This window comes from Pelagibacterium sp. 26DY04 (assembly GCF_031202305.1).
GTDB lineage: Bacteria > Pseudomonadota > Alphaproteobacteria > Rhizobiales > Devosiaceae > Pelagibacterium.
The window spans coordinates 1442501-1466513 of record NZ_CP101731.1; the positions used below are offsets into that span (position 1 = coordinate 1442501).

General features: G+C 65.2%; 19 protein-coding genes. 7 read left to right on the top strand and 12 right to left on the bottom strand.

Annotated features, from left to right (window positions below):
• Positions 1-268 precede the first annotated feature (268 nt).
• Entirely contained in the window at positions 269-1306 is a 1038-nt protein-coding gene (locus NO932_RS06995) for a toprim domain-containing protein (protein WP_309210420.1), read from the bottom strand.
• Complete coding sequence (locus NO932_RS07000; protein WP_375142874.1) at positions 1306-5559, bottom strand: strawberry notch-like NTP hydrolase domain-containing protein; 4254 nt, start codon at positions 5557-5559, stop codon at positions 1306-1308. The genes NO932_RS06995 and NO932_RS07000 overlap by 1 nt, the downstream gene beginning before the upstream one ends.
• 337 nt (positions 5560-5896) lie before the next feature.
• Here NO932_RS07000 and NO932_RS07005 point away from each other — a divergent pair, with 337 nt between their 5' ends.
• Complete coding sequence (locus NO932_RS07005; protein ID WP_309210422.1) at positions 5897-6229, top strand: hypothetical protein; 333 nt, start codon at positions 5897-5899, stop codon at positions 6227-6229.
• A gap of 37 nt (positions 6230-6266) precedes the next feature.
• Here the strand turns inward: NO932_RS07005 and NO932_RS07010 are convergent, their stop codons facing one another.
• From NO932_RS07010 to NO932_RS07055, 10 genes are all read right to left on the bottom strand, one after another.
• A complete protein-coding gene (locus NO932_RS07010; RefSeq protein ID WP_309210423.1) occupies positions 6267-6668 on the bottom strand; it encodes a hypothetical protein in 402 nt (133 codons plus the stop codon).
• A 69-nt stretch (positions 6669-6737) separates the two neighbouring features.
• The gene (locus tag NO932_RS07015; protein WP_309210424.1) at positions 6738-6875 is read right to left on the bottom strand and encodes a hypothetical protein; all 138 of its coding nucleotides are present in this window, start codon (positions 6873-6875) and stop codon (positions 6738-6740) included.
• A 140-nt stretch (positions 6876-7015) separates the two neighbouring features.
• Positions 7016-9142, bottom strand: a complete 2127-nt coding sequence (locus tag NO932_RS07020; RefSeq protein WP_309210426.1) for a ParB N-terminal domain-containing protein — start codon at positions 9140-9142, stop codon at positions 7016-7018.
• A gap of 631 nt (positions 9143-9773) precedes the next feature.
• On the bottom strand, positions 9774-10325 hold the full coding sequence (locus NO932_RS07025; RefSeq protein ID WP_309210428.1) for a hypothetical protein: 552 nt from the start codon (positions 10323-10325) through the stop codon (positions 9774-9776).
• Between the two features lie 109 nt (positions 10326-10434).
• Positions 10435-11391 (bottom strand): zincin-like metallopeptidase domain-containing protein, encoded by a 957-nt coding sequence (locus NO932_RS07030; protein ID WP_309210429.1) that lies wholly within the window; start codon positions 11389-11391, stop codon positions 10435-10437.
• 259 nt (positions 11392-11650) lie between these two features.
• Complete coding sequence (locus NO932_RS07035; protein WP_309210430.1) at positions 11651-12097, bottom strand: GIY-YIG nuclease family protein; 447 nt, start codon at positions 12095-12097, stop codon at positions 11651-11653.
• Positions 12098-12168: 71 nt separating this feature from the next.
• The gene (locus NO932_RS07040) at positions 12169-13092 is read right to left on the bottom strand and encodes a phage exclusion protein Lit family protein (RefSeq protein WP_309210431.1); all 924 of its coding nucleotides are present in this window, start codon (positions 13090-13092) and stop codon (positions 12169-12171) included.
• A 55-nt stretch (positions 13093-13147) separates the two neighbouring features.
• Positions 13148-14563, bottom strand: coding sequence for a hypothetical protein (locus NO932_RS07045; protein WP_309210432.1), 1416 nt, complete (start codon positions 14561-14563; stop codon positions 13148-13150).
• 51 nt (positions 14564-14614) lie between these two features.
• Positions 14615-15538: a hypothetical protein gene (locus NO932_RS07050; protein WP_309210433.1), complete on the bottom strand. Its 924-nt coding sequence runs from the start codon at positions 15536-15538 to the stop codon at positions 14615-14617.
• A 12-nt stretch (positions 15539-15550) separates the two neighbouring features.
• Positions 15551-16105, bottom strand: coding sequence for a hypothetical protein (locus tag NO932_RS07055; RefSeq protein ID WP_309210434.1), 555 nt, complete (start codon positions 16103-16105; stop codon positions 15551-15553).
• A 95-nt stretch (positions 16106-16200) separates the two neighbouring features.
• Between NO932_RS07055 and NO932_RS07060 the strand changes: the two genes are divergently transcribed.
• The 6 genes from NO932_RS07060 to NO932_RS07085 all read left to right on the top strand — a co-directional run bounded on the left by NO932_RS07060 (position 16201) and on the right by NO932_RS07085 (position 23957).
• Positions 16201-16839: a hypothetical protein gene (locus NO932_RS07060; protein WP_309210435.1), complete on the top strand. Its 639-nt coding sequence runs from the start codon at positions 16201-16203 to the stop codon at positions 16837-16839.
• Complete coding sequence (locus tag NO932_RS07065) at positions 16836-17948, top strand: toll/interleukin-1 receptor domain-containing protein (protein WP_309210436.1); 1113 nt, start codon at positions 16836-16838, stop codon at positions 17946-17948. The genes NO932_RS07060 and NO932_RS07065 overlap by 4 nt, the downstream gene beginning before the upstream one ends.
• Positions 17948-19279 carry a hypothetical protein gene (locus NO932_RS07070; protein ID WP_309210437.1) on the top strand — a complete coding sequence of 444 codons (1332 nt, stop codon included), beginning with the start codon at positions 17948-17950 and terminating at the stop codon, positions 19277-19279. Before NO932_RS07065 ends, NO932_RS07070 begins: the two co-directional genes overlap by 1 nt.
• Positions 19280-19360: 81 nt before the next feature.
• Entirely contained in the window at positions 19361-19954 is a 594-nt protein-coding gene (locus NO932_RS07075; protein ID WP_309210438.1) for a DUF6088 family protein, read from the top strand.
• Positions 19947-20966, top strand: coding sequence for a nucleotidyl transferase AbiEii/AbiGii toxin family protein (locus NO932_RS07080; protein ID WP_309210439.1), 1020 nt, complete (start codon positions 19947-19949; stop codon positions 20964-20966). The genes NO932_RS07075 and NO932_RS07080 overlap by 8 nt, the downstream gene beginning before the upstream one ends.
• Positions 20967-20978: 12 nt before the next feature.
• The gene (locus tag NO932_RS07085; RefSeq protein WP_309210441.1) at positions 20979-23957 is read left to right on the top strand and encodes a TrlF family AAA-like ATPase; all 2979 of its coding nucleotides are present in this window, start codon (positions 20979-20981) and stop codon (positions 23955-23957) included.
• Positions 23958-24013: the final 56 nt, after the last annotated feature.

Sequence of the window (24013 nt, forward strand, 5' to 3'; positions counted from 1 at the left end):
CCGTCGCGGCCTTCATGGCGACGAAGCCCACCAGCCGGACGGCCGGGCACCCGGAGCGCAAGCGCAGGGCTCGATGGCTAAGGCCGGCTATTTTGTCTCGCGATGGAAAGGCGCGGCACGCGCCGCCGGAAAATAGTCGGCCGCCGCCATTGCCCGGTTGGCCGGCTTGTGGGCCGATCGCCCTCTCGAAGGCCGAGGCGCGGTCCTCTCCGACGGTCGATGCATTCTGCGGTCACGGCGCGGTCCGCCACCCCGTTCTCTCTGCCGGCTATGCCGCCAACGCCATGAAGCGCGCCACGTCCTGCGGCGCGACCTGCAACCGGGCTTCCATTCGCAGCGCGTCCAGGCCGAGGGTGCGGAGATCCTCGTTGAAATCCCCAAGCTCCGGAGAGATGACGATCGCCTCGATCCCGGCCGCGTTGGCCCGTTCGATGAGGGTGTCACGCGCCCCGTCACCGGCCGGATCGTTGTCGCGGATGATGTAGAGCCGCCGCAGTGTGTCGGGGAACAGGATGGCTGCGAGATGCGCCGCCGAGAGCGCCGCGAGCATCGGTATATCGGGAAGGACTTGCCGGATCGACAGAACGGTTTCGATACCTTCGCCTGCCGCCATCACCTCGCCACCGATGCCGAAGCGGACCGCGTTGCCGAGAAGATCGCCCATTGCCCGCCGCGGCGTGTCGATCGGAGCCTTGTCGAGACGGTGCGGATCGAGCCAGGTACGATGTGCCCCTGTGATGTTGCCGTCGAGGTTGGTGACGGCTGCAATCATCGCGGGCCAAGTCTCGGTCGTCGAATGCTCGTCGGGGCGATAATAGCAGCGCGGATGGTAGTGCAGGCTTCCGGTTCCGCGCAAATCCGTAATGCCGCGTTCACGTAAGTACGCTTGTACGTGCGTGCCGAAGATAGGCAGCGACATCCGAATGAGCCGCCGTGCCGCCTCGGGTGAGCCGTGCGACGCCGGGCGTTGCCGCTGCTGCTGGCGAGGTTCCGGCTCGGGTGGCGGCATGCTGAGGAAAGTCCGCGCCTCGTCGGCGACATCCTTGAAATCGACCAGGCCGCAGCTCTCGCGGATGACGTCGAGGAGATCGCCATGCTCGCCGGTCGCGGCGTCGGTCCATTTGCCGGCAAGACCCTTCGGCGTGTCCTTGAGGCGGACATACATCGAGCGGCCCGGTGTGTTGCGCACGTCGCCTACGAGCCAGTAACCGCCTTCGCGGCGGCCGCTGGATAGATAGTGCCGGCACACCGCCTCGGCCTGCCGGCCGAGACGATGCGCGAGATCGGAGGCGTCCTGGCGTGCCATCACGCGGCCTCCCGCTCGGAGATGCGCGCGACCGGGAAGGTGTCGAGCAGCTTGGCGAGCACGTCCGGCCCAGCGGCGTCGGCCGGCACGAAGAAGCGCAGCTTCCACGAGATGATCTCGCTGAAGAGACCATAAGCCCGCAGACGGTCGCGCATGGCCTCGGTGAATCCGGTCAGCTCCAGCCGATAGGCGCTCATCACGCGAGCGCGGCGGAGCTGGAGGCCTTCGGTCAGATCGAGGATCGTCGTGCCGTCCATCAGCGCGGCGAAGGCCTGCTCCGGGGTCAGCGACACGGCGCCCGTCTTCACGGCGTTTGCCGCCCAGGCCGGCGAGACACGGCGGCCGATGATGCGCTCGCCGGCATCGGTCTGGAGCCGGTAGACGCGGGTCGACTCGTTCGGAAGGCGCTTCCAGATCGGCAGCAGCAGGCCAGCGACGATATGGATCGTGCTATCGGAGAACTCCGGCACCTCGGCGAGTTCAGCCTCCCATGCGCTCGCGAAGGCGGCGCGATCGGCTTCCTCCCAATGGCTCTCGTCCATCATGCGCAACGGCGCATAGTGCTGCTCCATCGGCCGGATCAGGCAGACGCGGCGCTCGATTTCGCCATCGTCGAGCATCATCGACGGTGCGGAGACCTGCACGGCGGCGCGCCCGGAGCGGCCGTTGATCAGCAGCCGCGCCCGTGGATCGGAGAGATGGTCGAGCGCATCGGCCAGGGTCGTCGGCCGATTGCGCTCCCGGCGGGTGATGGTGAGCAGCCGCGTCTCCGCGCCGGTGCCCGCATGGGTGTGGATCACTTGGCCGTCGGTGACGACGAAGCTCTCGGCCTGCAGCGTCTCGAGCCCAATGTCATAGACACCGCTGCGGATCGCGCCCTCGACCTTGGCGGTTAGGAGTTGCTCAAAGGCCGTGAAGAGCACGCTCTGCAGGTCGATGGTGAGCGCCAGCAAGCGATTGAGGAAGGTGGTGATCGGCGGCAGCTCGTCCTTGATGCCGTTGTCGTCCATGAGCTTCAGCCCGGTGGCAGACTCGAAGCGGTCGAGCGAGCAGCCTTCGACCTTGCCGCGGACCAGCAGCAGGTAGAGCTGGCGAAGCGCATCGCGGGCGTATGGGCTTTCCAGATTGTCCTCGGGACGGAACAGGCCCTGGCCGCCGGTCTGGCGCTGCCCGCGCGTGATGGCGCCGAGCGTGTCGAGCCGGCGCGCAATCGTCGACAGGAAGCGCTTCTCGGCCTTCACGTCGCTGGCGATCGGCCGGAACAGCGGCGGCTGCGCCTGGTTGGTGCGGTTGGTGCGGCCGAGCCCCTGGATCGCGGCGTCGGCTTTCCAGCCAGGCTCCAGCAGATAGTGGATGCGCAGGCGCTGGTTCCTGGCGGCAAGGTCCGCGTGATAGCTGCGCCCAGTGCCGCCGGCGTCTGAGAAGACGAGGACGCGCTTCTGGTCATCCATGAAGGCGGCCGCCTCGGCGAGATTGGCCGACGCCGCCCGGTTCTCGACGGCGAGACGTTCGCCCTTGCGCACCACGCGCCGCGATCGGCCAGTGACCTCGGCCACGACATCGGTGCCGAAGCGCTGGACGATCTGGTCTAGCGCGCCGGGCACAGGCTCCAGCGATGCGAGCCGGTCGATCAGCTCGTCGCGGCGGGCGACGGCCTCCCGGCTCTCGACGGGCTGGCCGTCCCGATAAACCGGCCGCGACGACAGATTGCCCTCGCTGTCCGAGAATGGCTCGTAGAGCTGCACCGGGAAGGAATGGGCGAGATAGTCGAGGACATATTCCCGCGGCGTGATGTCGACACGCACGTCGTTCCATTCCTCAGTCGGGATCTCTGCCAGGCGCCGTTCCATGAGCGCTTCGCCGGTCGACACGATCTGGATGACGGCGGCGTGCCCGTCGGCCAGGTCCTGCTCGATCGAGCGGATCAGCGTCGGGGTCTTCATGCTGGTCAGGAGATGGCCGAAGAAGCGCTGCTTGGCGCTCTCGAAGGCCGAGCGCGCGGCTGACTTCGCCTGACGGTTCAGCGTGCCGCTGTAGCCGGTGATGTTGGCGGCCTGCATCGCCGCGTCGAGATGGTTGTGGATGATGGCGAAAGCGCCGGCATAGACGTCGTAGATGCGGGTCTGCTCGGGCGTGAGCTGATGCTCGACCAACTCGTATTCGACGCCGTCATAGGACAGCGACCGGGCCGTGTAGAGACCGAGCGAGCGCAGATCGCGAGCGAGCACCTCCATGGCCGCAACGCCGCCGTTCTCCACGGCCTCGACGAACTCGGCGCGGTTGGCGAAGGGGAAATCCTCGCCGCCCCACAGGCCGAGCCGCTGGGCATAGGCAAGATTGTGGACGGTGGTCGCGCCCGTTGCGGAGACGTAGACGACGCGGGCGTTGGGGAGCGCGTGCTGGAGCCGCAGCCCCGCACGGCCCTGCTGTGAGGGGGCGACATCGCCCCGCTCTCCCTTGCCGCCGCCGGCGTTCTGCATCGCATGGGACTCGTCGAAAATGATCACTCCGTCGAAATCGGAGCCCAACCATTCGACGATCTGCTTGACGCGCGAAAGCTTCTCGCCGCGGTCGTCGGACCGTAGCGTGGCGTAGGTGGTAAAAAGGATGCCTTCACCAAGCCGAATGGCGGTGCCTTGCGGAAAGCGCGACAGTGGCGTGACCAGCAGACGCTCCATGCCGACGACCGACCAGTCGCGCTGTGCATCCTCGAGGAGCTTGTCCGACTTCGAGATCCAGATGGCCTTGCGCCGGCCCTGGAGCCAGTTGTCGAGAATGATGCCGGCCGACTGGCGTCCTTTGCCGGCGCCCGTGCCGTCGCCGAGCATGAAGCCGCGGCGGAAGCGGACGGCGTTTGCGGTGTCATCGGCCGCGGCGGTGACGAGATCGCTGGTCTCGTCCACCGTCCATGCCCCGGCTAGACATTCGCCATGAGCCTCGCCGGCATAGATCACCGTCTCGAGCTGGGCGTCGGACAGAACGCCGGCGGTGACGATCGTGGCGGGCAGGGTCGGCCGGTAGCTCGGCTTCGGCGGCGCCACCGAGGCCATGGCCGCTGATTGCACGAGCTTGGTGGGATGGGGCTGAGCGCCGGGAATGCGGATCGACTGGAGTGCATAGGGCTCGTAGATCGAGTCCGATAGGCGGTCGCTCTCGGGCGGCGTCCAGTCCATCGTCTCATAGTCGAGCGGCACGCCGTCGAGCTGAGCGATGCGACGCGCGGGCGCTGCGGACGCGGCCCGGGCGAGATAGCCGCGCACGGTGCGCGGCATCGCTGTGTCGGCTGGGACCTTCGGAAGCGCGACGGTCATCCGTGCCGGGACTTGGCTCTGGATCCAGGTCAGCAGTGTCGCCACATCGGGCGCCACGCCGGCGGAATCCGGAAAGTGACCGGGATCGTCGGCCGGCGCCTTGTCGATGACGGTCAGGCGCGTCTCGATGGCCGTGCCGTGCTTCGCATAGACGGAGCCGGCGATCGCCGCGGTGAACACGACGCGGCCGCGCTCCTGCAGGCGGATGAAACTGTCCCGCCAAGCCGGTAGCTCAGGTGAGAAATTCGCCCCGGTGATCGCGACAAGCCGTCCGCCCGGAGTCAGGCGCGCCAGCGCCGAGGCGATGTGGCGATAGGCGGCATCGGCCACGCGCGCGGTGACATTCGCCATCACAGAGAACGGCGGGTTCATGACGACGACGCTCGGGATGGCGGCGCGGTCGAGATGATCGTCGATCTGGGCGGCGTCGAAGCGTGCCACGGAAGCGGCCGGAAAGAGAGAGGTGAGCAGATCAGCGCGGACCTCGGCGAGCTCGTTGAGGGTGAGATGGGCGCCGGCGATTTCCGCGAGGATCGCCAGCAGGCCTGTGCCGGCCGAGGGCTCAAGCACGCGGTCGGCGGGCGTGAGTGACGCGGCGGTCAACGCTGCCAAGCCGAGCTGGATTGGCGTCGAGAACTGTTGGAAGGTCTGCGCCTCCTCGGACCTGCGCGTGTGGGTCGGCAGCAAGCCGGCGACCTTGGTCAGTGCGGCAAGCCGGGAAGCCGGAGACGCGGCTTTGCGGAAAACCGCCTTTCCGTATTTGCGCAAGAACAGGACGGTCGCGGCCTCGCAGGCATCATAGGCCGTCTTCCAGTCCCAGGCGCCGGTGGCGTCGGACGAACCGAAGGCCTGCTCCATGGCGGAACGCAGGGTCGCGGCATCAACCGGGCGGCCCTGTGCGAGAAGCGGTTGGAGATGCTCGGCGGCGGAAAGGATGGCCATCGCCCGCGGCGTCTTGAGCGCAAGCGGGAGCGATGCCGCCTCGGCGGCCGGCGGAAGCTGAGCTTGGAGCATGGGGATACCTCGGAGAGCGGGAGACGGACGAGCCGGCCCGGCGCTCTCTCTCGACCGGACGGGCTCAAACCCGTCCCGGCCGTCCTCTCACTCTGGCGCGGACGTCGCCCGGCTCATGGCGCTGCCTTCCGGCGGCGGCGATAGGGCGCTAGTCTTTGTGGGAAAAGAAGCTGCGGCGTCTCCTCTCTCGGGCTCGTCGTGCCAAACGAGCAAGAGGCAGACGGTATGAAGGGAAGCGCGATCGGCATCATTGCGGCAGGGTGCCTTGCAGTCGGATTTCGGCGCGGGCTTCGTACTCCGGCCAGTGATTTCGCCGGTTGCGGCATCGCCCGCAGCGTCGCCGGCCATGGCCGCCGGTGTTGCACAGCCGAGCGAGGAAGAAGCGACGGCGGCCGTCAGGCGGTATCGCCGCTTCACGGGCACGTCGCTGGAACAAGCCACGCTGAAGCTTGGCGATTGCTCGCCGGGCGGTGTCGGGCCGGGCGTAACTTGCATGACGCAGCTCGTCATGGACCCGAGCAAGGCGGGCGCGGCCCCGCAGAACCGGCCGATTGGCTTCGCGCGAGTCAACGGTCAGTGGGAGGTGGCGGTCTGGTAGCGGCGGTCAGCGGGATCGGGGACGCTCATCGTGCGCCTCACTCGGTAAGGTGATCGACAAGCCAGCGGCCGGTGCTGATCCACTCCACCGTTTGACCAGTTGCGAGATCGAGGACATGGGCTCCGCCGGAGAAACCGTCGACGACGGGGTCCGAGGCGATGTTTGCCCATTGGAATCCCCAACGACCAGTCAGCCCGAAGGCCGCTGCGCAGCGTGTCACGAAGGTGATCGCAAGCTGCTGATCGGCGCTGCCGGGATCCCGGAGCCAAAGGCGGGCCGGCCCGTGCTGGGGCGTAAGCGACAGCAGGAACGCCTCCGCTTGCGGGTCCTCCCGCGCGTTCTCGGCGATCAGCGCCGAGTAGATATCGAAGGCGCGCGCGGCGTTTGCGGCCGTGCCGACGTCGAACAAGCACGAAAAACGGGTGAGAAAATCGGTCACGTCGAGACTCCTGAAACGAAAAAAGCCCGGCACTGGGGCCGGGCTCGGAGGGGGCGGGGTATGGGTCGGCTAGTAACCGAACTGCCAGGACGGCCAAGGCTGCCCGTCGTCGGCGGCGCGCACCGCTTCGTCGAGATAGGAGGGATCGCCCTCGACGACGGTTGGGTGTTGGACCGGCGTCTCGTCGATGACGGTCACGCGGGCCACAAGGCCATCCTCGACTTCGACATGCACGGGCACGAGATACTAGAAAATGACGCGCCTGGGCGCTGGGTTAGATTGCGACACGACGCAGCTCCTTCGGTGATAGGGAGGGGCGGAGCGGCCGAAGCCGCTCCGCGATGCGCTCACTCGGCAGCAACAAGGTGGCGTTCTTCGTCGTCGCCGGCGGCGGTAACGTCCTCGTCGTCGCCAGCCAGGAAGTCGGGCAGCGCGGCGCCGTCGTCCTCGCTGCCGGTCTGAACTTCGGCCGTCGGCGCGTCGATGTCGTCGACCAGCCGCAGCGGTCCGGGCAGCCAGCCGGTGTCGGCGAGCAGGCGTTCCGCCTCCTTGGCCATGTCGCCCTTCTTCAGGTGGTCGATGAGCTGCGCGGCCTGTTCGCCGGCGCCCTCGCGGACCGCCTGAAGGATGCGAGGCTTGGTGACCCGACCGAGATAGTTGCCAACGGTCGGACGCCAGCCGACGTCCACCATGTCGAGGCCGGTGGCGCGGGCGAGCCGGTCGGCCTGGCCGAGCCGCATGTCGAGGCCGTGCTGCGAGACGCCGTTGCCGCCATAGGGGTTCGGCTTCTCGTAGAGCGCGTTGACGCCGTAGCTCACGCAATGCGCCAGCAGCGCCATGCGGCTGGCGTCGTCGAGCGCCGCCAGCCAGTCCCAAAGCGCGTCGTCCTCGGCGGGAATGTCGTCCGCCCAGGCCTCGTGACGCTCATGCACGGCCCGCGCCGACGGGCTGTCCTTCAACGCGTCGTCCTGCACCGGGAAGAAGACGTGGCTTACCGAGGCCTCCATAGCGCCCTTGTACATGCGATGCTGGAAGGCGTCGGAGACCAGCTTATGCAGGAGCGCGGTCATCGCGACATGCGGGTTCTCGGCCAGCGCATTGCGGAGCGCCAGGGTGCGATGGGCCGTCAGCTCGGTGACGAGGCGATCCGGCAGCGGCTTGATGGCATCGTCCTCGTCGTCCTCCGGCTCGGCAGGCTGGCCGCCGATCGTGATCACGGCCCGCTGCACGACCAGCTCGGTATCGCCGCCGGGCTCCACACCAGTCTCGCCCTCGGGGACGATCGGTGCTTCGTCCGCGGCTCGGACGTAACCGCGATCGATGTCGAGCCGGCCATCATGCGCGATGCTGATGAACACGCCTGCGCGAGCAATATCTTCGGCCTTGAAGCGGACGGCTCGGGTCTCGAAGGCTGCGAGCGCCGTTTCGATCTCCCCGAGGCGCTGGTCGACTTCGTCGGGCAGCTCGTCGGCGCCTTCATATTCGGCCTCGAGCTTCCGATACTTGCCGTTGAGCGCCTCGATCGTCGCCTGTTCCTCGGACGTGAGGTCGAGCGGTTCGCCCTGCAGCTCGCGCAGGCCGCGCGTGGCGTCATAGGGGAAGCTGACCGCGACCTCGATCCACTTCCAGCCCTCGGCGGCGACCGTCTCGGCCGTGGTCTTCAGCTTCTCGGCGACCAGGCGGTCGAGGAGCGCCGGGTCCTGCAGCCAGCCGCCGTCGTCGGACTGGAAGAGATCGCGCATGGTGACGCCGCCGGCCGCCTCGTAGGCCTCGACGCCGACGAAGACGGCGCGCTTGTCGGAGGCGCGCACCGTGGTCTCGGTGAGCATGCGGCGGATCTGATACGGCTCCTTCGACCAGTCGTCCTTGATCGCCTCCCAGACCTGTTCCTGGCGAGCATGATCGGCCGACACGGTGAAGGCCATGAGCTGCTCCAGCGTCATGCCGTCCTCGGCATAGACGTCGAGCAGCGCCGGCGACGCGGAGGCGAGGCGCAGCCGCTGCTTCACGATCTGCGCCGGGACGAAGAAGGCGGCCGCGATCTCTTCCTCGCTCATGCCCTTGTTGCGCATGTCCTGGAAGGCGCGAAACTGATCGAGGGGATGGAGCGGCGCGCGCTCGATATTCTCGGCGAGCGAGACCTCTTCGGCGAGGATGCCGCCATCGCGCTGACGGACGACGCAGGGAACCGGCGCGATCTTGGCGAGGCGCTTCTGCTTGACCAGCAGTTCCAGCGCCCGGAAGCGGCGGCCGCCGGCGGGCACCTCGAACATGCCGGTCTCGTTGCCCTCGGTGTCGACGACGGGGAAGACGCTGAGGCTCTGGATCAGGCCGCGTCGGATGATCGAGGACGCCAGGTCCTCGATCGAGATGCCGGCCTTCACGCGCCGGACGTTGGACTGGCTGAGCACCAGCTTGTTGAAAGGGATGTCGCGCGAGGACGACAGGGTGATCTTCTGAACGGCAGTAGCCATCGGGATGTACTCCGCGACGGGCGGCCGAGAGCCTCTCTCTCGACCTCCAACCCGTCACGAAATCCCGTCCGCTCTCTTCCTCTACTTCCGGCGATGCCCACGACTGACGCCGACACGAAGCGAAAGCCTCTGCCGCGCGTCACGCAGGTAGTCTCGATAGGTCACGGTCTGCGAGACGGATTGACGATATCCGTTGCTCAGTGCGATCGCGATAAGGCCGCGCGGGGGCTTTAGCGTCCCACTGGCCTGCGCTTGAGCAAAGAGGCGCTTCGCAAGCGCAATTTCTGCATTGGTATAGGGGGCTGACTTACGTGGCATGGATGTTCTCCAAGGTTGAAAGTGGCCCTCGGAGAAAACTGCCGCATACGACGCGCCCCTCCGCGGGGCTGCGCCGGTTAACCTCCACACTTGGGAGGACGGGGCCCTGATCGGAATCGGGGCTGACGGCGAAGCGCCATCATTCGAAGCAGAGCAATAGATAGGTTCGACAACGCGCCGATCAAGGCCCGGGCCGTTTCAGGCCGCCTCGCGATCGGGACGGGCGACGAGCGTCTCGCCGACTAAGGAACCGAGCATCCAGTCGGCCGTCGTCGGGGCTATTGCTGTTCTTGCATTCATCGCGATTACCGCGCTAGCGCACCTGCTTGACCGATCGCATCACGCTCTCAGCCGTGCTGAGACCGAGCCCCATATCCAAGCAGAGCTTAAAAAACTCCTCCGGTGCATCGGCGATATCCAAGCGGTATCTCCGCGTCAGCTCACGCGCCGCTTTGCCGATCGGAACGATGTCGCTCGAAGAAACCCATTCAGGGTTGCCGACCTTCGCCTCGAACTCTTTGACAACGGGGTCCGGCAATTCGGTCCCGAACAGAAAATAACGTAAATGCTCAAGGAAATGAGGATGCGTGTAGATATCGGAGCCGGTGCATCCGTTCCGCTCAAACAAGCCCTTGCGGGAGCCCTTCACGCGGCCGGTCCGATAGTTGGGATCATTCCAATAGCTGAGGCGCACCTCCGGCACGGCCTTCCGCGCGCTCAGCAACTTGAGAAGTGCCAGGATCGGCTCCCGGTTATTCAGATATGCTGCACGACCATCGTCATGATTGGAATGATGAGAGCGGAGGTCGATCTTCGATAATAGCTCGGCCTCCTCTTTCGTAAGTTTGATGTGGTACTTCTCCATTGGCGCACCGTCTCAGCTCCGATTCCTAATTACCCCAGGAATCACGGGAAGTTGCGAGCAAAAATGGACGTGCCCCGAGGCGATACACCGATATCCGCCGAAGCTTCCCTCACGCCGCATCGCGTTCATCGTTCGGCTCCGGCGTTCGCAGCGCGAGATCGGCGGCGAAGCCGAGGAGCCAGTCGGCAGCCTTGCTCGCCTGCGAGGCTGCGCGGACGATGGAGCGGTTGTCTTCCCGGAGCACCTGAAGCCACGAACCGATGTAGTCGGCATGGCGCACGGTCGGAACGATGCCGAGCGAGGCACAGCAGAAGGCGGCGTTCATCTCGGCTACCAGTTCCTCGAACGCGTATTTCTTGGAACCGAAGCTGCCGTCCATATCCCGGCCGAGACGCGACGGATGGCCCGTGGCGTGGCCGAGCTCGTGGAGCGCGGTGCGGTGCCAGTTGATCGGTTCGAAATAGGCCTGGGGCGGCGGGACCTGCACATAGTCGAGCGCCGGGACGTAGAAGGCGCGGTTGCCGCCGATGCGGAAGTCGATGCCGGATGCGCGGATCAGGGCTTCAACATGGGGCTCGATCAGGCCCGGCGGCGGTGGCGGCGCGACGATCGCGATGTCATCCGGCAGGTTCTCGCACTGCGCGGCGTTGAACACCGTGAAGCGTTTCAGGAACGGGATCGCCTGGGGTTCCTCGCCGGTCTCGCGGGCGCGCCGCTTTTCGTCGTCAGGTACGAAACGGTCGGCATAGACGACGGTCGTGCCGCGCTCGCCCTTGCGGACATTGCCGCCGAGCGCGAGCGCCTGGCGGAAGGTGAGCCAGCTCTGGCCGGGAAAGCCGTGTTCGACGACGGCGCCCCAAAGGATCAGAACATTGATTCCGGAATAATGGCGGCCGGTGGCGGCGTTCCTTGGCATCGCCAGCGGCGCCTTCGCCGCCGCCGTCCCCCATGGCTGGACCCAGGGCACGCGGCCGGCCTCCAACTCGGCGATGATCTTGTCGGTGATTTCGTCATAGAGGCTCGCCCGGTCCTGACCGGCGCGAGCGGATACGGTCTTTTTGGACATCGCGGATCTCCGCGACGGGCGCCAGGAGCCTCTCTCCCGACCCTCAACCCGTCACGGCAAAGCCGGTCCGCACTCTCACTCTGACGGGGGCGTTGCGGGGTCTCCCCGCAGAAGGGGTCGACCGAGACGAGGCTCGGGCGCAGGGGAAGGCTTTCCCCTCAAAAGCGTAAAACCGGAACCACGTCTATCATGATCGGCGTATTCCTGCTTTCCGGGTAGTTCAGCTAAATTGATCTACTGGCTCAGCCTATCGTGAGCCCTAGTTCTCCGGAGGCTCGTCATGCGGATCGAGCTCAGAAAAGTCGGTCAGCGTGTCGCATCGGATGCAATAGTACATCTGCGACGCTTCCTGAAAATGCATGCCGCACAGGCATCCGCAGAAGGGGCAGCATTCGTCGATCTCTAGGTCGGCCCATTCCCACACGCCGAGATATTCGGGAATGGCGTCGCGATCATATCCGACGATCTGAAACGCGTCGGCGTTCTTGGCGACAAATCCATCGCGGCCGGCGCGCTTGAGAATTGCCAGAATGTCAGCCGGCTCGATGTCGAACCATTCTCCTCGCACATGGGTCGATCCAAAATGCCGGTGCAGCTCTCGTTCAAGCTGGAAGGCGTCGGTCGCTTCGATCCATCCGAGCAGCCGCAGCTCCAAAGGATTGCCTGTCTGAAGGTTGCGCTGGCGCGCCTCGATGTTCTTCGCCACGCCGATCTTGATCGGTGAGCATCCGTTTCATCTTCGCCAATGAAATAGACCGGCACGCGTTCCTCGCGGCGTCAACGGAGCCGGTCGAGCAGGGTTTCGACCATTTCGTGGTTTGAGTGCGCGACGATGTCGAGCGGACGGTCTTCCTGCCTCATGAGTGCGATCAGAAGGCAGGCCGTGAAGGGCCAGAAGGACGAGCCCGGCGGCAGGTTGTAGCCGCCGATCATCGCGGTCAGCCGTTCGGCAATCGGCGGATACTGCCGGTTGCCCCAGTGCGCGTGGGTGGGTGTCATCGCGTGAATGATCACGGCGGCGAGCGCTATTCCCATCGCACGCTTTTGCTGGACGTGTGCGTAATGGTGCCCGTGTTCCTTCGCGTAAGCAGCAAGGCCGCTGGTCATGAACTCGCGGGCCCAGGTGTCGCAGCCGATTTCCTCCTCGGGCAGCGTCGAGGGCGCGCTGTTGTCGGCGCAGTACATGACGTGTCGAAACTCGTGCAGCAGCGCGAAGGCAAGGGCCAGTGCGACCAGGTCGAAGACGGCCTTGCGTTGATTGTCGCCTAGGCCGTCGCGGTCGGCGGTCGGCTGAGGAACGTCCGTCGGCCAGGAAACGTCCGGGGTTTGCTCGGCAGCAATAAGCGATTGGGCGCTGGCGATGCGCTGTTTGTAGTCGAGCTCGTATTGCCCCCGTTCGGCATCGATGTTGAGCGCCTGATCGAGCGGCGTCCCGGTGAGCGTCGCGAGTACCAGGGCGGGCGAATAGACCTCGATTGCGCGCCAGGCGCTGAAGCCGAGCAGCCAGAAGAAGTCGATCGTCTTGGTGTCGAACTTAATGCGGCTGGCGTTCGCATTCATCGTCACGCCCTTGGTGCTCGGTGCGACTTCGACCGCATGGCCGTATTGGCTCCATAGACCGCTGATTTCAACGGCGCGCTCCGGGACAGCGCCTCGCAAGAGGTGGAGTACGATCGTCCGGTCGGATGGTTCGGTCGCCATGTACAAAGCTCCTCCTGTGATGGGCGACGACGGCGGCGCCTGTCTCGCGGACAGGTCACGTCCGCTCGCCTTCGCCTGGTGCGGCGTCCGTCTTCGCGGGCTCGCCGGCCATATGCAGATGGGTGATCGACGATATGACCGAGTTCGCCCACATGGTGCTGCACTCGACGTCGCCGCCGCGATCGAACCAATGCGTCGCGCCCGGTATGAGATCGAACGGAATAGGGTGCGTCGCCTGCGGATTGTGAAAGACTTCCAGCTCCTGACACCAAGCTTCGCCCCAAGGCCAGAGCGCCTGGTATTCAGCGCTGTCGACCGACAGATCGAAATCAATGGGCTCCAGCGCGCCTGGGTTTCGATCAAAAAGAATTCCGCGGCGGGTCATCGTCAGCCCGGGCGGCCGCCATCCGGCGAGAAAACCCATGCGGTTGAATTTCGCCAACGTCCCTGCATTGCTGAAGATGACGCCGGAGAGGTGGGCGAATTCGGGATCGCGGAACAGCCCCGCCGGAATGCCGTGCTTGCCCGTAAGGTTGCTGATCGGCGTGCCGACCGCACGTCGCCCGGCGCCATCGCCTTCGACGTCTGCCCGCAGACCGTAGAGATAGGTCGGCAAGGCCTCGCGGCTCCATACCATCGAGCCGGATTCGTGGAAGTCGGCGACCGCCAGGGCGAAGGGCTGCCCCTTCACATGATCCAGCTCATGATAGTTGCGCTGAAGCTTGCCGCGCAGCGTCTTGGCGAAGCGCTCGGCGGGCGCGCCGGTTAGACGTTCGTTCCGGTCGACCGGAGCATGCACCCAGTCGCCGATCCCGCCCGAGCGAGGCACCTCGGAGTTCGCGGTCACCGCCTCGATCCAGCAGGCGGCGCGATCGTTCTCGATCAGAAAGTCGGGTGAGACATGCTTCTGCCGGACGGTCAGGCCTTGCTCGCGGAAGCAAGCAAGAAGGTAGAGTTCGAAGAGGCGGGACGCGAAATTGTTGGTCTGCAGATCGGTGACAAAGTTAGCGTCCGGATTGGGAAGCGCGAGGTAGCATTCGCCGACCGCCATCAGCGCCGGAAAATGGCTGATCGTGCTCGTCAGCAGGTCGAACTCCGGCGATGTCCCGCGCGGCCCGGTCTTCAGCAGAAGCGGGCGCCGCCGCGCGCCAGGCGGCAACGGTTCCGGCGGCGCGCCGGCGCGCATTCTGAGGCCGAGGTGATCCAGCGCGGCCTCGGGAGTGGGATAGGGGCCACCTTCGCCGACGCGGACCCAGCGATGATCGACGCGCCGCCGCAAGGCCAGAGTGGTGAAGGTCCCGCGTTCAGGATCGAGGAGGATGCAGCCGCTCACGCTGCCGCGCCCTGCCTGGTAGCTCCCGAAGATCTGCGCGGGATCAAAATTCGGCCCGCGTTCGAGCGACAGCGCATAAAGCTCGAATTGGCGCTGGCTGATCGGCGTGATCAGTTTCTGCTCATCGCCGACGGCCATGATCTACCTCACGGGTCGGCGAGCGCCGGGCGCGGCGATGCGTCCGCATCGTCACGTCGCCTCCGCCGCAGCCTGGGCCAGGATGTCGTGGGCCTCCCACTCGTCGCCACGCGACGAAATGACGAACTCGCGATCCCAGGCACCCCAGTTTGTCGCCAGCGGAACCTGCGCCAGCGGGTTATGGACATAGGTTAGCGGGCGGGTACGGCGCGACAGGTTGCCGAGGCCAACACGCGACCAGATCACACCGGAGATGTCGGCAAAGCGTTCGTCGAGAAATGCCGTGCGCGGGATCGGATTGCGTTCGCGGTTGATGAAGGGGGCCGGATGAAATCCTTCTTCGACCACGTCGCCGCTCTCGCGATCGATGGTGATGTAGGCGTCTCCGATCGGAAACAACGTGGTCATGATCAACGGCAACGGCTGCTCGGCAACATAGACACCAAAGCGGCTCGCACTGATCGCGATGATCCTCGTATCCTCGGCGGCGATCACGCCCTGCTCAAGATAGCGCGCGATCCTCTGCGCCTTGGTCCAGAAAGCCCCGGACGTGCGCAATTGCGCCTGCCGGATCGGTGCGGCAAAGAGGCCGCCGCCCTCGTTGAGGGGAACCGGACGCACGATCTGGTCAGGACCGGGGGCGCCTTCATCCGGGGTGATGGCCTCGATCCAGATTCGGCGGCCGTCTTCCATGACGCAGAGATCCGGCTGGCCGCCTTCGCGCTGGCGCTCGACGACGGGAAGCAAGGTGCCGCCTGCATCGAGCAACGTGCAGCCCAGATACATCTCCCAGAAGCGCCCATCGACATCGCGCGCGAACCCCTGCCGAAAGTCGGGATCGGCATAGGGTTCGTAACGCTCCCACGCCTCTTGCAGCATGGCATGAAGCTGCTGCTCGATCGGATGCTCGGCAGTTTTCAGGTTTTCGAAACCGCGATCGAGATTGGCGCCGTCAACGTCGAAAAGATCACTCATTGTCTGGTCGTCTCATGCCCGGCGCAGCATCCGCTCGACCCGGACGCGGTGGAAACCGTGCGAATGGACCTGCTGGCGAAGCTGCTTGATGTCGTGGACGCCGAAGGCCACCGCCGCTTTTAGCGGGCTGGCGAAGGTTGCGTAAAAGGTCCAGCGCGGGCCTTTCGGTAGCGTCGGATTCTGCCGCCGGTCAGTGATCGCGACGTCGCGTGGATCGCTGCTGTTGCGGAAGGCGTGAAAGGTGAACCAGTCAGGCCGGCGATAGCGCGCCGCCTTGCTGAAGGGGACGGACTGGACCTTCACGTCCGTCTGGTCGAGCACCCAATCGCGCTGCTCCAGAATCTGCCGCACCATATGACCGACCATCTGCTTCACGCGGTCGGCCAGCACCTCTTCGCGGAACTCCGCGAGGAGCTGCTCCTCGATGCCTTCGACCGCGGGCTTGCCGAGTTCGGAGGCGGTCTCGAGGCGGGCGACATTCTCGGGCTGCGTGAGAAAGGCCCAGATGCGCTGGCCAAGTTCCGACGCGTAAAGCGACGCAAATTTTTCGGGGCTATAGGTAAACATGACAGGCCCTCCTTTACCGGGCATATATGGACGGTTATAAGCTGCTGTCAATGGTGGCCGCGCGGAGCGTCTGCTGGCCGGACAGGGAGGCTGGATTGGATTTCGAGGATCTCGTGACGGCGCTGGAGCCGCCGCCGAACCGCGTCGGAAAGTCTGTCGGCGCCCACGAACATCATCTCTACGAAGGCGCCGTCATGGTCGCTTACGCGATGCACCTGCTCCGCACCCAGGGCGCACGGGATGTCCGCGTCCATCCCGACGGCGAGCACGGAAAGCAGTTTGACTTCACGGGCTGGCTGGGGCGGCGAGCGTTCGCCAAAGTCTCCAATCTCGGGAGCACCGCCTATGGCGGGGTCTATCGAGATCCGGCGGGTCAGACGATCACCATCAACCCAAAGTCCGGGCTCGGTGATGTCGTCGCGGATGTCGGCGACCACGTCATCTCGGCCGAGTGCAAGGGCGGCATCATCAACACGCGGCATCCGGGCCAGGTGTCTCGGCTCTACCGCGGCCTTTGCGAGACGGTCGGGATGCTGCTGATGGCGACGCCATCGCAAGGGCGTCAGGTCGCCGTCGTTCCGCTGACGGACGGCACTTTACGCCTGGCCGAACGCCTTGCTCCTCGTTGCGCATTGGCCGGCATCGAGATCGCGCTCGTCGGCATCCGTGGCGAGGTTTTGGAAGTGAAAGCGAAAGAGGCAGCCGAGCAGGCGGCGGGAAGGAACGACGCATGAAACGGGTGCTGACTGTCGGGTTGACCTACACCGGCGACAAAATCGAAGGGGTGGAGATCGAAAATCTCGGGCTCTGCCAACCCGATGTCGATCGAGAGCGGGCGGCCTATCCCCTCTATGAATACGACACGATCATCATCAATCCGGAGAGCTACACGCATTTCCTGTTCGGCAAGGCCGGAGAGTTTTCGAACGAACTCTACGAGCTGGGTAAGCTGAAGGGGCAGAACGACCGCTACGATCTCGACTCCGCCTTCGATGGCGAGGATCGGCGCAAGGAGATGGAGGCTGCGATTGCGGGTGGTGCGACGGTCGTTTGGTGCCTGTCCGAGCCGAAGCGGGTGAACTTCTTCGGCTATCGCGAAACCCATCTTGGGTATGTGACGCCGAAAGTGGCGAGCTTCGTAAAGCGTTCGGAGCTTCTCGTGAAGAAGGGGCGCAGGATGGGGACGGTCGATCCCGACAGCCCCTTCGCGCGCTATTTCGAGGTTCTGTCGCGGACCGGCGGCTGGACGCTGTGCCTGTCCGATCCCGGCGAAGGCTATGCGTCAATCGCCGCGACGCCGGAAGGCTACAGCCTCGGCGGTCAGGTGATGCTCGGGACCACGACGGGCTGGCTGCTGACGCCGCCGACGTCGCAGGAAGCCCAGAACCAGCTCGTCCGCGACAGCCTCGCGCTGGAGAAGGCTGATCCGGTGCATGAGAAGTATCACGGCATCTTCCTGAGCCACACCGGCGTCGACAAGCCTTTCGTGCGCCAGCTTCGCAAGGATCTGCTCGCCCATGGCGTGGAGCATGTGTGGCTGGACGAGGCCGAAATCGACATAGGCGACTCGCTGATCGCCAAGATCGAAGAGGGGATGAAGCTCAGCCGCTACATTGCCGTCGTCCTGTCGAAAAAGTCGATCGGCGCCCCGTGGGTGAAGAAGGAGCTCGACGTGGCGATGAACCGCGAGATCGCTAGCGGCGAGGTGGTGGTGCTGCCGCTGCTCTATGAAGAATGTGAGCTGCCCGAATTCCTGAAAGGCAAGCTCTACGCCGATTTCTCCAAGCCCGAGGAGTACGAGGCAGTTCTCGGCAAGCTTTTGCGGCGGCTCCGGATCTCCTGATGAGCGAGACCGATCCGAGCATGGCGATGCTCACGGCGATGACGGACCTGTGGCGGCTACGTCCGCCCGGGCCCGACAATATTCTCGCGCACCCGGCCTTCGTGCGGCTGCGCGAGACCTGCCGCGACGGCTATCCAAACGCCGGCAAGAAGGGGCCGAACTTCGCGCTCTCGACCGCATTGCGAGCCTTGGGCCTTCCGTGTCACCTCCAGAAGGACACGGCCCATCTTGCCTTGCCTGTGGAGGAAGCTGCGAAGGGACTGGACGCGGCGCTGCGCGCTACCCGCGCCAGGCGCATGCACCTTGCGCCGCTCGATCTTGCCGCCGACCTGCCGCCGCTCGCATTCGGTCCGGCCAGGGTGTGCCGGTTGAGCGCGGACGAGCTGCGCGGCGTGATCGACGCGCCGCGGCTGAAGCGGCTTTATCCGCGTCAGGACTTCGATGCCGAGCGCTTTTCCGAATTCCACTGGCTGATTGTTGAGGAGGTCGTGGTGCTCGAGCAGGAGCCGGAGGAGCGCGCGGTCCCGGTCCTGTTCATGGACCTGAGCCAGGATCTGGGGCGGATCGAACCGCATAAAGGGCGGTTCCCGACTGCCTTGGAAGAAGCACTGTTCTTCCTCCTGCTGGCACCCTGGGAGAGTTGGTCGACCATGCAGGAAGTCGATTGGCGCGGCTTCCGTGTGCCATGGGTCTACACGATCGACAGCGACATCTTCGTTCGTCCCAGTTCGCCGCTGTCCCCCGACACTTTGAGCTGGGAGGACCGGGTCTACGACGATGGCTATGGCGGGACATACGAGGAAGAGCGCCCTGTCGAGCTGCACTTGGAGGATGATGCAAAGACCGAGCTGACTGTCTGGGACCAGAGCCGATGGGAGACCGTCGAGCAGGCGAAGCGATCGGTTTTGTTCGAGACGCCGATCCCACACTTCCTCGTCCGCGCGTTCCTGGCCGAGGGCGTGGATGAATTCCTTGCGCACATCACGACGATCGAGGCGGCGCTCGGCTTGCGTGCGGACTATCAGAAGAACTTTCGCGTCGCGCCTGACCGCCACAAGGGGATGCGCGCCACGAACAGAATGCGGGGACGGTTAGCCGGCCTGCTGGCCGATCGACGCTTCGCCGACCAGTATGAGCACCTCTTCAACGTGCGGAGCGCCTTCCTGCACGGACGCGCCATGACCGCCATTTCGACGAAAGAGCGGGTGATGGCGCGGTCATTGGCCCGCCAGGTCGTCGAGGCGCTGATCCTTGCGACGCTCTCGGGACCGATCCGCTCGCGGGAGGACTTCCTCGACGACTTGCTCGATAGGGGCGCACCCTTGATCTAGCCGGAAATGGACGATCCAAGGCGGTCCCGCCGGCTTGAAAACTGTCAGAAAACCGCGTATATTTCTGACAGGAGAATGGCCATGCAACGGTTGACCGAACAGATTCTTGCGCATGCCGAAGGGTTGCCGGAAGGCACGCCCGTGGCGGCTAAGAGCTTACTCCACCTCGGTAATCGCGCCGCAGTGGATCAGGCGTTGTCGCGTCTGACCGAGCGGGGTCAACTGATCCGGGCCGGTCGCGGAGTCTATCTCCGTCCCGTCACAAGCAGGTTCGGCACGAGGGCTCCCTCCGTCCAGCAGGCGGTCGAGGCGCTCGCCAACCAGCGTGGTGAAGTCATCGTCCCGAGCGGGGCGGCGGCCGCTAACACCCTCGGCCTGACGACCCAGGTGCCGGTTCGGTCGGTCTATCTGACCTCCGGTCGCAGCCGAACGATGAATCTCGGCAAGCAGGTCGTTGAGCTTCGTCATGCTCCGCGCTGGCAGCTCGCCCTGGCTCATAAGCCGGCTGGCGAGGCGGTGCGGGCGCTGGCCTGGCTCGGGCCGGAGAAGGCGGAAGCCGCATTGAAAACACTGAAGCGGAAGCTCTCGCCGACCACCTTCAGCGAACTGGTCGCGGCAGCGCCGCAGCTTCCGACCTGGCTCGCGCGCAGTGTGGGAAAGGCGGCGCATGGCTGACGCCTTTCTCCACCTCCCGGTCGCTGATCGCCGCGAGGCGCTGAGCGTCGCGGCCGATCAGTCGGGACGACCAGCGCACCTTCTCGAGAAGGATGTATGGGTGGTGTGGGCGCTTGCCACGCTCTACGGATCGGCGCTCGGCGAGCATCTGGTGTTCAAGGGCGGCACGTCACTGTCGAAGGCCTATGGGGTCATCCGGCGGTTTTCCGAGGACGTCGACCTGACCTACGACATCCGGGCGATCGCGCCCGATCTGGTAGACGGTAACGGCGAGGCGTTGCCGAAAACTCGCAGCGAGGAGAAGCGCTGGTCGAGCGAGGTGCGTAAGCGCCTGCCGGAGTGGGTGGCGGGGGCAGCACAGCCGGTCATCGCGGACGCGCTGGCCGCGCAGGCGTTGGTCGCCACGATCCGCGTCGAGGGCGAGAAGCTGTTCATCGACTATGAGGCGACTGCTGCCGCAGGCTCCGGCTACGTGGCGCCAAGCGTGATGCTGGAGTTCGGCGCTCGATCGACGGGCGAGCCGGCAAGTTTGCGGGATATTGCCTGCGATGCATCGGGCCTGGTCGAAGGCGTGGTGTTCCCAACGGCACGGCCTCGCGTGATGCACGCCGAGCGAACCTTCTGGGAAAAAGCGACGGCGATCCACGTCTTCTGCCTGCAGGAGCGGCTCCGCGGCGATCGCTTCGCGCGACACTGGCACGACGTCGTGCGGCTCGATGAGGCCGATCTGGCGCAGGCGGCTTTCACGGATCGTGAGCTGGCGAACGCTGTCGCGCGCCACAAGGGCATGTTCTTCGCCGAGAAGGCCGCCGACCGTAGTCCGATCGATTACGTGGCCGCCGTGAATGGCGGTTTGCAGCTTGTGCCCGGCGGCGATGCCTCCAAGGCACTGCAAGAAGACTACGGCCGTATGGTCGAGGACGGGTTGCTCTTGGACGATGCCGAACCCTTCGAGGCGCTGATGGCGCGCTGCGCCGATATCGCCGCGCGGGCCAACCGCGCGGGCGCATAGAAGGGGAGGCGAATGCTCAGTCGGGGATCGGAATGGCGGAGGTGGGAGCCGCATATTCATGCACCGGGTACGGTGATGAACAACCAGTTCAGCGGCCCCACAGCCTGGACTGACTATCTCACCGCGCTGGAGAGGGCCGCCCCGGTCATCGAGGCGATCGCCGTCACCGACTATTACGTCACGGATACCTATGAGGAGGTGCTGAGGCACAAGGCCGCTGGCCGGTTGCCTGCCACCAAGCTGATCTTCCCGAATGTCGAACTCCGGCTCGACGTGGCCACGGCCAGGGGCGGGTTCGTCAATCTTCACCTGTTTGTCAGCCCGGAGGATCCAAAGCACGTCGAGGAACTGCAGCGACTGCTGTCGCGCCTGCAGTTCAACGTCATGCAGGACCGCTTCGACTGCACGCGCGCGGACCTCATCAGGCTTGGCAAGAAGGCCGACCCGAGCATCACCGACGACAACGCGGCGCTGGCCTATGGAGCCAACCAGTTCAAGGTCAATTTCCAGAAGTTGCGCGAGGTGTTCTCGGAGAGCGGATGGGCGAAGAAGAACATCCTGATTGCGGTCGCGGGCGGCGCGACCGACGGCACGTCGGGCGTGCGGGAGGCTGCGGACCAGACGATCCGACGCGAAATTGAAGGCTTCGCGCATGTGATCTTTGCCAGCAGCCCGGCGCAGCGCGAGTTCTGGCTCGGCCAAAGGGATCTTGCCCCTCATGAAATGCGAGCCCGATACGGTGGGTTGAAACCCTGTCTGCACGGGAGTGACGCCCACAAGCTCGACGATGTCGCCTCTCCATTCGGGGACCGGTTCTCCTGGATCAAGGGTGGGTTGGAGTTCGACGCCCTGCGCCAGGCGTGCATCGACCCCGGCGGCCGCGCGCATGTGGGTGCCGAACCGCCGGCATCAGCAACGCCATCGCAGGTGATCTCGGGAATCGAGATCCTCGATGCGCCGTGGATGACGACGCCGGTCATTCCGCTCAATCCTGGGCTGGTCGCCATTATCGGTGCCCGCGGCTCCGGCAAGACCGCACTGGCTGACATGATCGCGGCGGGATGCGACTCGATCTCGGACGAGGCGTGGAACGCCGAGGAATGGGCCAATCCCTCTTTTCTCATCCGCGCCCGGCCCCTTGTCGGCGATGGGAAGGTCAGGGTGAGTTGGGCGTCCGGCGAACCGAGCATCCGCGCGCTCGATGGCTCGGATGCGAACGGGCCGTTCAGCTATGAGCGCGTGCGATATCTGTCGCAGCAGTTCGTGGAGGAGCTGTGCTCGTCGAGCGGGCTGACCGACGGACTGCTGCGCGAAATCGAACGGGTGATCTTTGAGGCCCATCCAGACGATGCTCGGGACGGCACCTTGGACTTCGCCGAGCTTCTTGATCACCGCGCGTCGCGTCATCGCCTCGCGCGCGAACGCGAGGCCGAGGCGGTGTCGCAGATTTCTGAGCGCATCGGCACCGAGCTGGAGAAGGAAAAGCTCATCGCGACCTACGAGGGGCAGGTTGCGCAGAAGAAGAAGCTGGTCGACGCCTACACGGCCGATCGGGCCAAGCTTGTATCGGCCGGCAGCGAGAAGCGAGCCCAGCGTCACACCGAGTTGGCGGGCGCCGCAAACCAGGTTCGGGCGAAGCTCCGGCAGTTCGCCGGGCAGCGGCAGACCTTCCTGGCAATGCAGGACGAGGTGAAGGACCTGCGGCGCAACCAAGCCCCTGAAGCGCTGAGGCAGGCCCAGTCGCGTCATACCCACAGCGGCATGTCAGCAGAGCAGTGGGCGTCGTTCCTGCTGGACTACAAGGGACCCGTCGACAACGATCTCGCCGGCTATGTGAAATGGGTCGATGGCGAGATCGCCAAGCTCAAGGGAACGGCGCCGGCGCCGAGCGATCCGAACACGCCGTACTTTCGCGACGACGTCGATCTGAGCACGTTGTCACAAGCTGTCCTCGAGGCCGAGATGGCGCGGCTGGAGAAGCTGGTCAGCGCCGACAAGGAGACGCAGCGGCGCTACACAGCGCTTTCGGGCAGCATCGCGACCGAGACCGCTGCGCTGCAAACGCTTACCGATAAACTGAAAGACGCGCAGGGCGCCCGAGATCGAGCGCGTGAGCTGCAGGCGCAGCGCGAGGAGGCCTATGGCAGGGCCTTCGACGCGCTTGTCGCGGAGCAATCTGTTCTCGAAGGTCTGTACGCGCCGCTGATGGCGCGGCTCGCTGCGGCGTCTGGTACACTCAAGAAGCTCTCCTTTTCCGTCACGCGTGTCGCCAACGTGGAGCAGTGGGCGTCTGAGGCGGAAGACGGTCTAATCGACCTTAGGAAAGCTGGCGCTTTCCGTGGCAAGGGCACGCTGCTGCAGAAGGCGAACGAGGTATTGAAGGGCGCATGGGAGACCGGGGATTCGGCGGCCGTCATCGCGGCAATGGCGGAGTTCCGACGGCTCTATCAGAAGGACCTGCTGGATCATTCCCCCGTCGCGCACACCGACCAGGCCGAATTCCGCGCTTGGTCGAAGCGCTTCGCGCAATGGCTGTTCAGCACCGATCACATCGCGATCCGCTACGGGATCGATTACGATGGTGTCGACATCCGCAAGCTGTCGCCGGGCACCCGCGGCATCGTACTCCTACTTCTCTATTTGGCGCTGGACGACAGCGATAACCGGCCGCTGGTGATCGACCAGCCCGAGGAGAACCTCGACCCCAAGTCGGTTTTCGATGAGTTGGTCCACCTCTTTATCGAGGCGAAGGCCCACCGCCAGGTGATCATGGTCACGCACAACGCGAACCTCGTGATCAATACCGATGCGGATCAGATCATTATTGCCGACGCCGGGCCGCATCCGCACGGCTCCCTGCCGCCGATCTCATACAGGTCTGGCGGGCTGGAGAACGCGGAAATCAGGAAAGCGGTCTGCGACATCCTCGAGGGTGGTGAAGGCGCATTCCAGGAGCGAGCGCGAAGGCTGCGCGTGAGGTTGGAGCGATGAGCGTGGAGGTCAACGACTTGGTTCAGCATCTCCCAATTCGAAGCCATTAGGAGGCG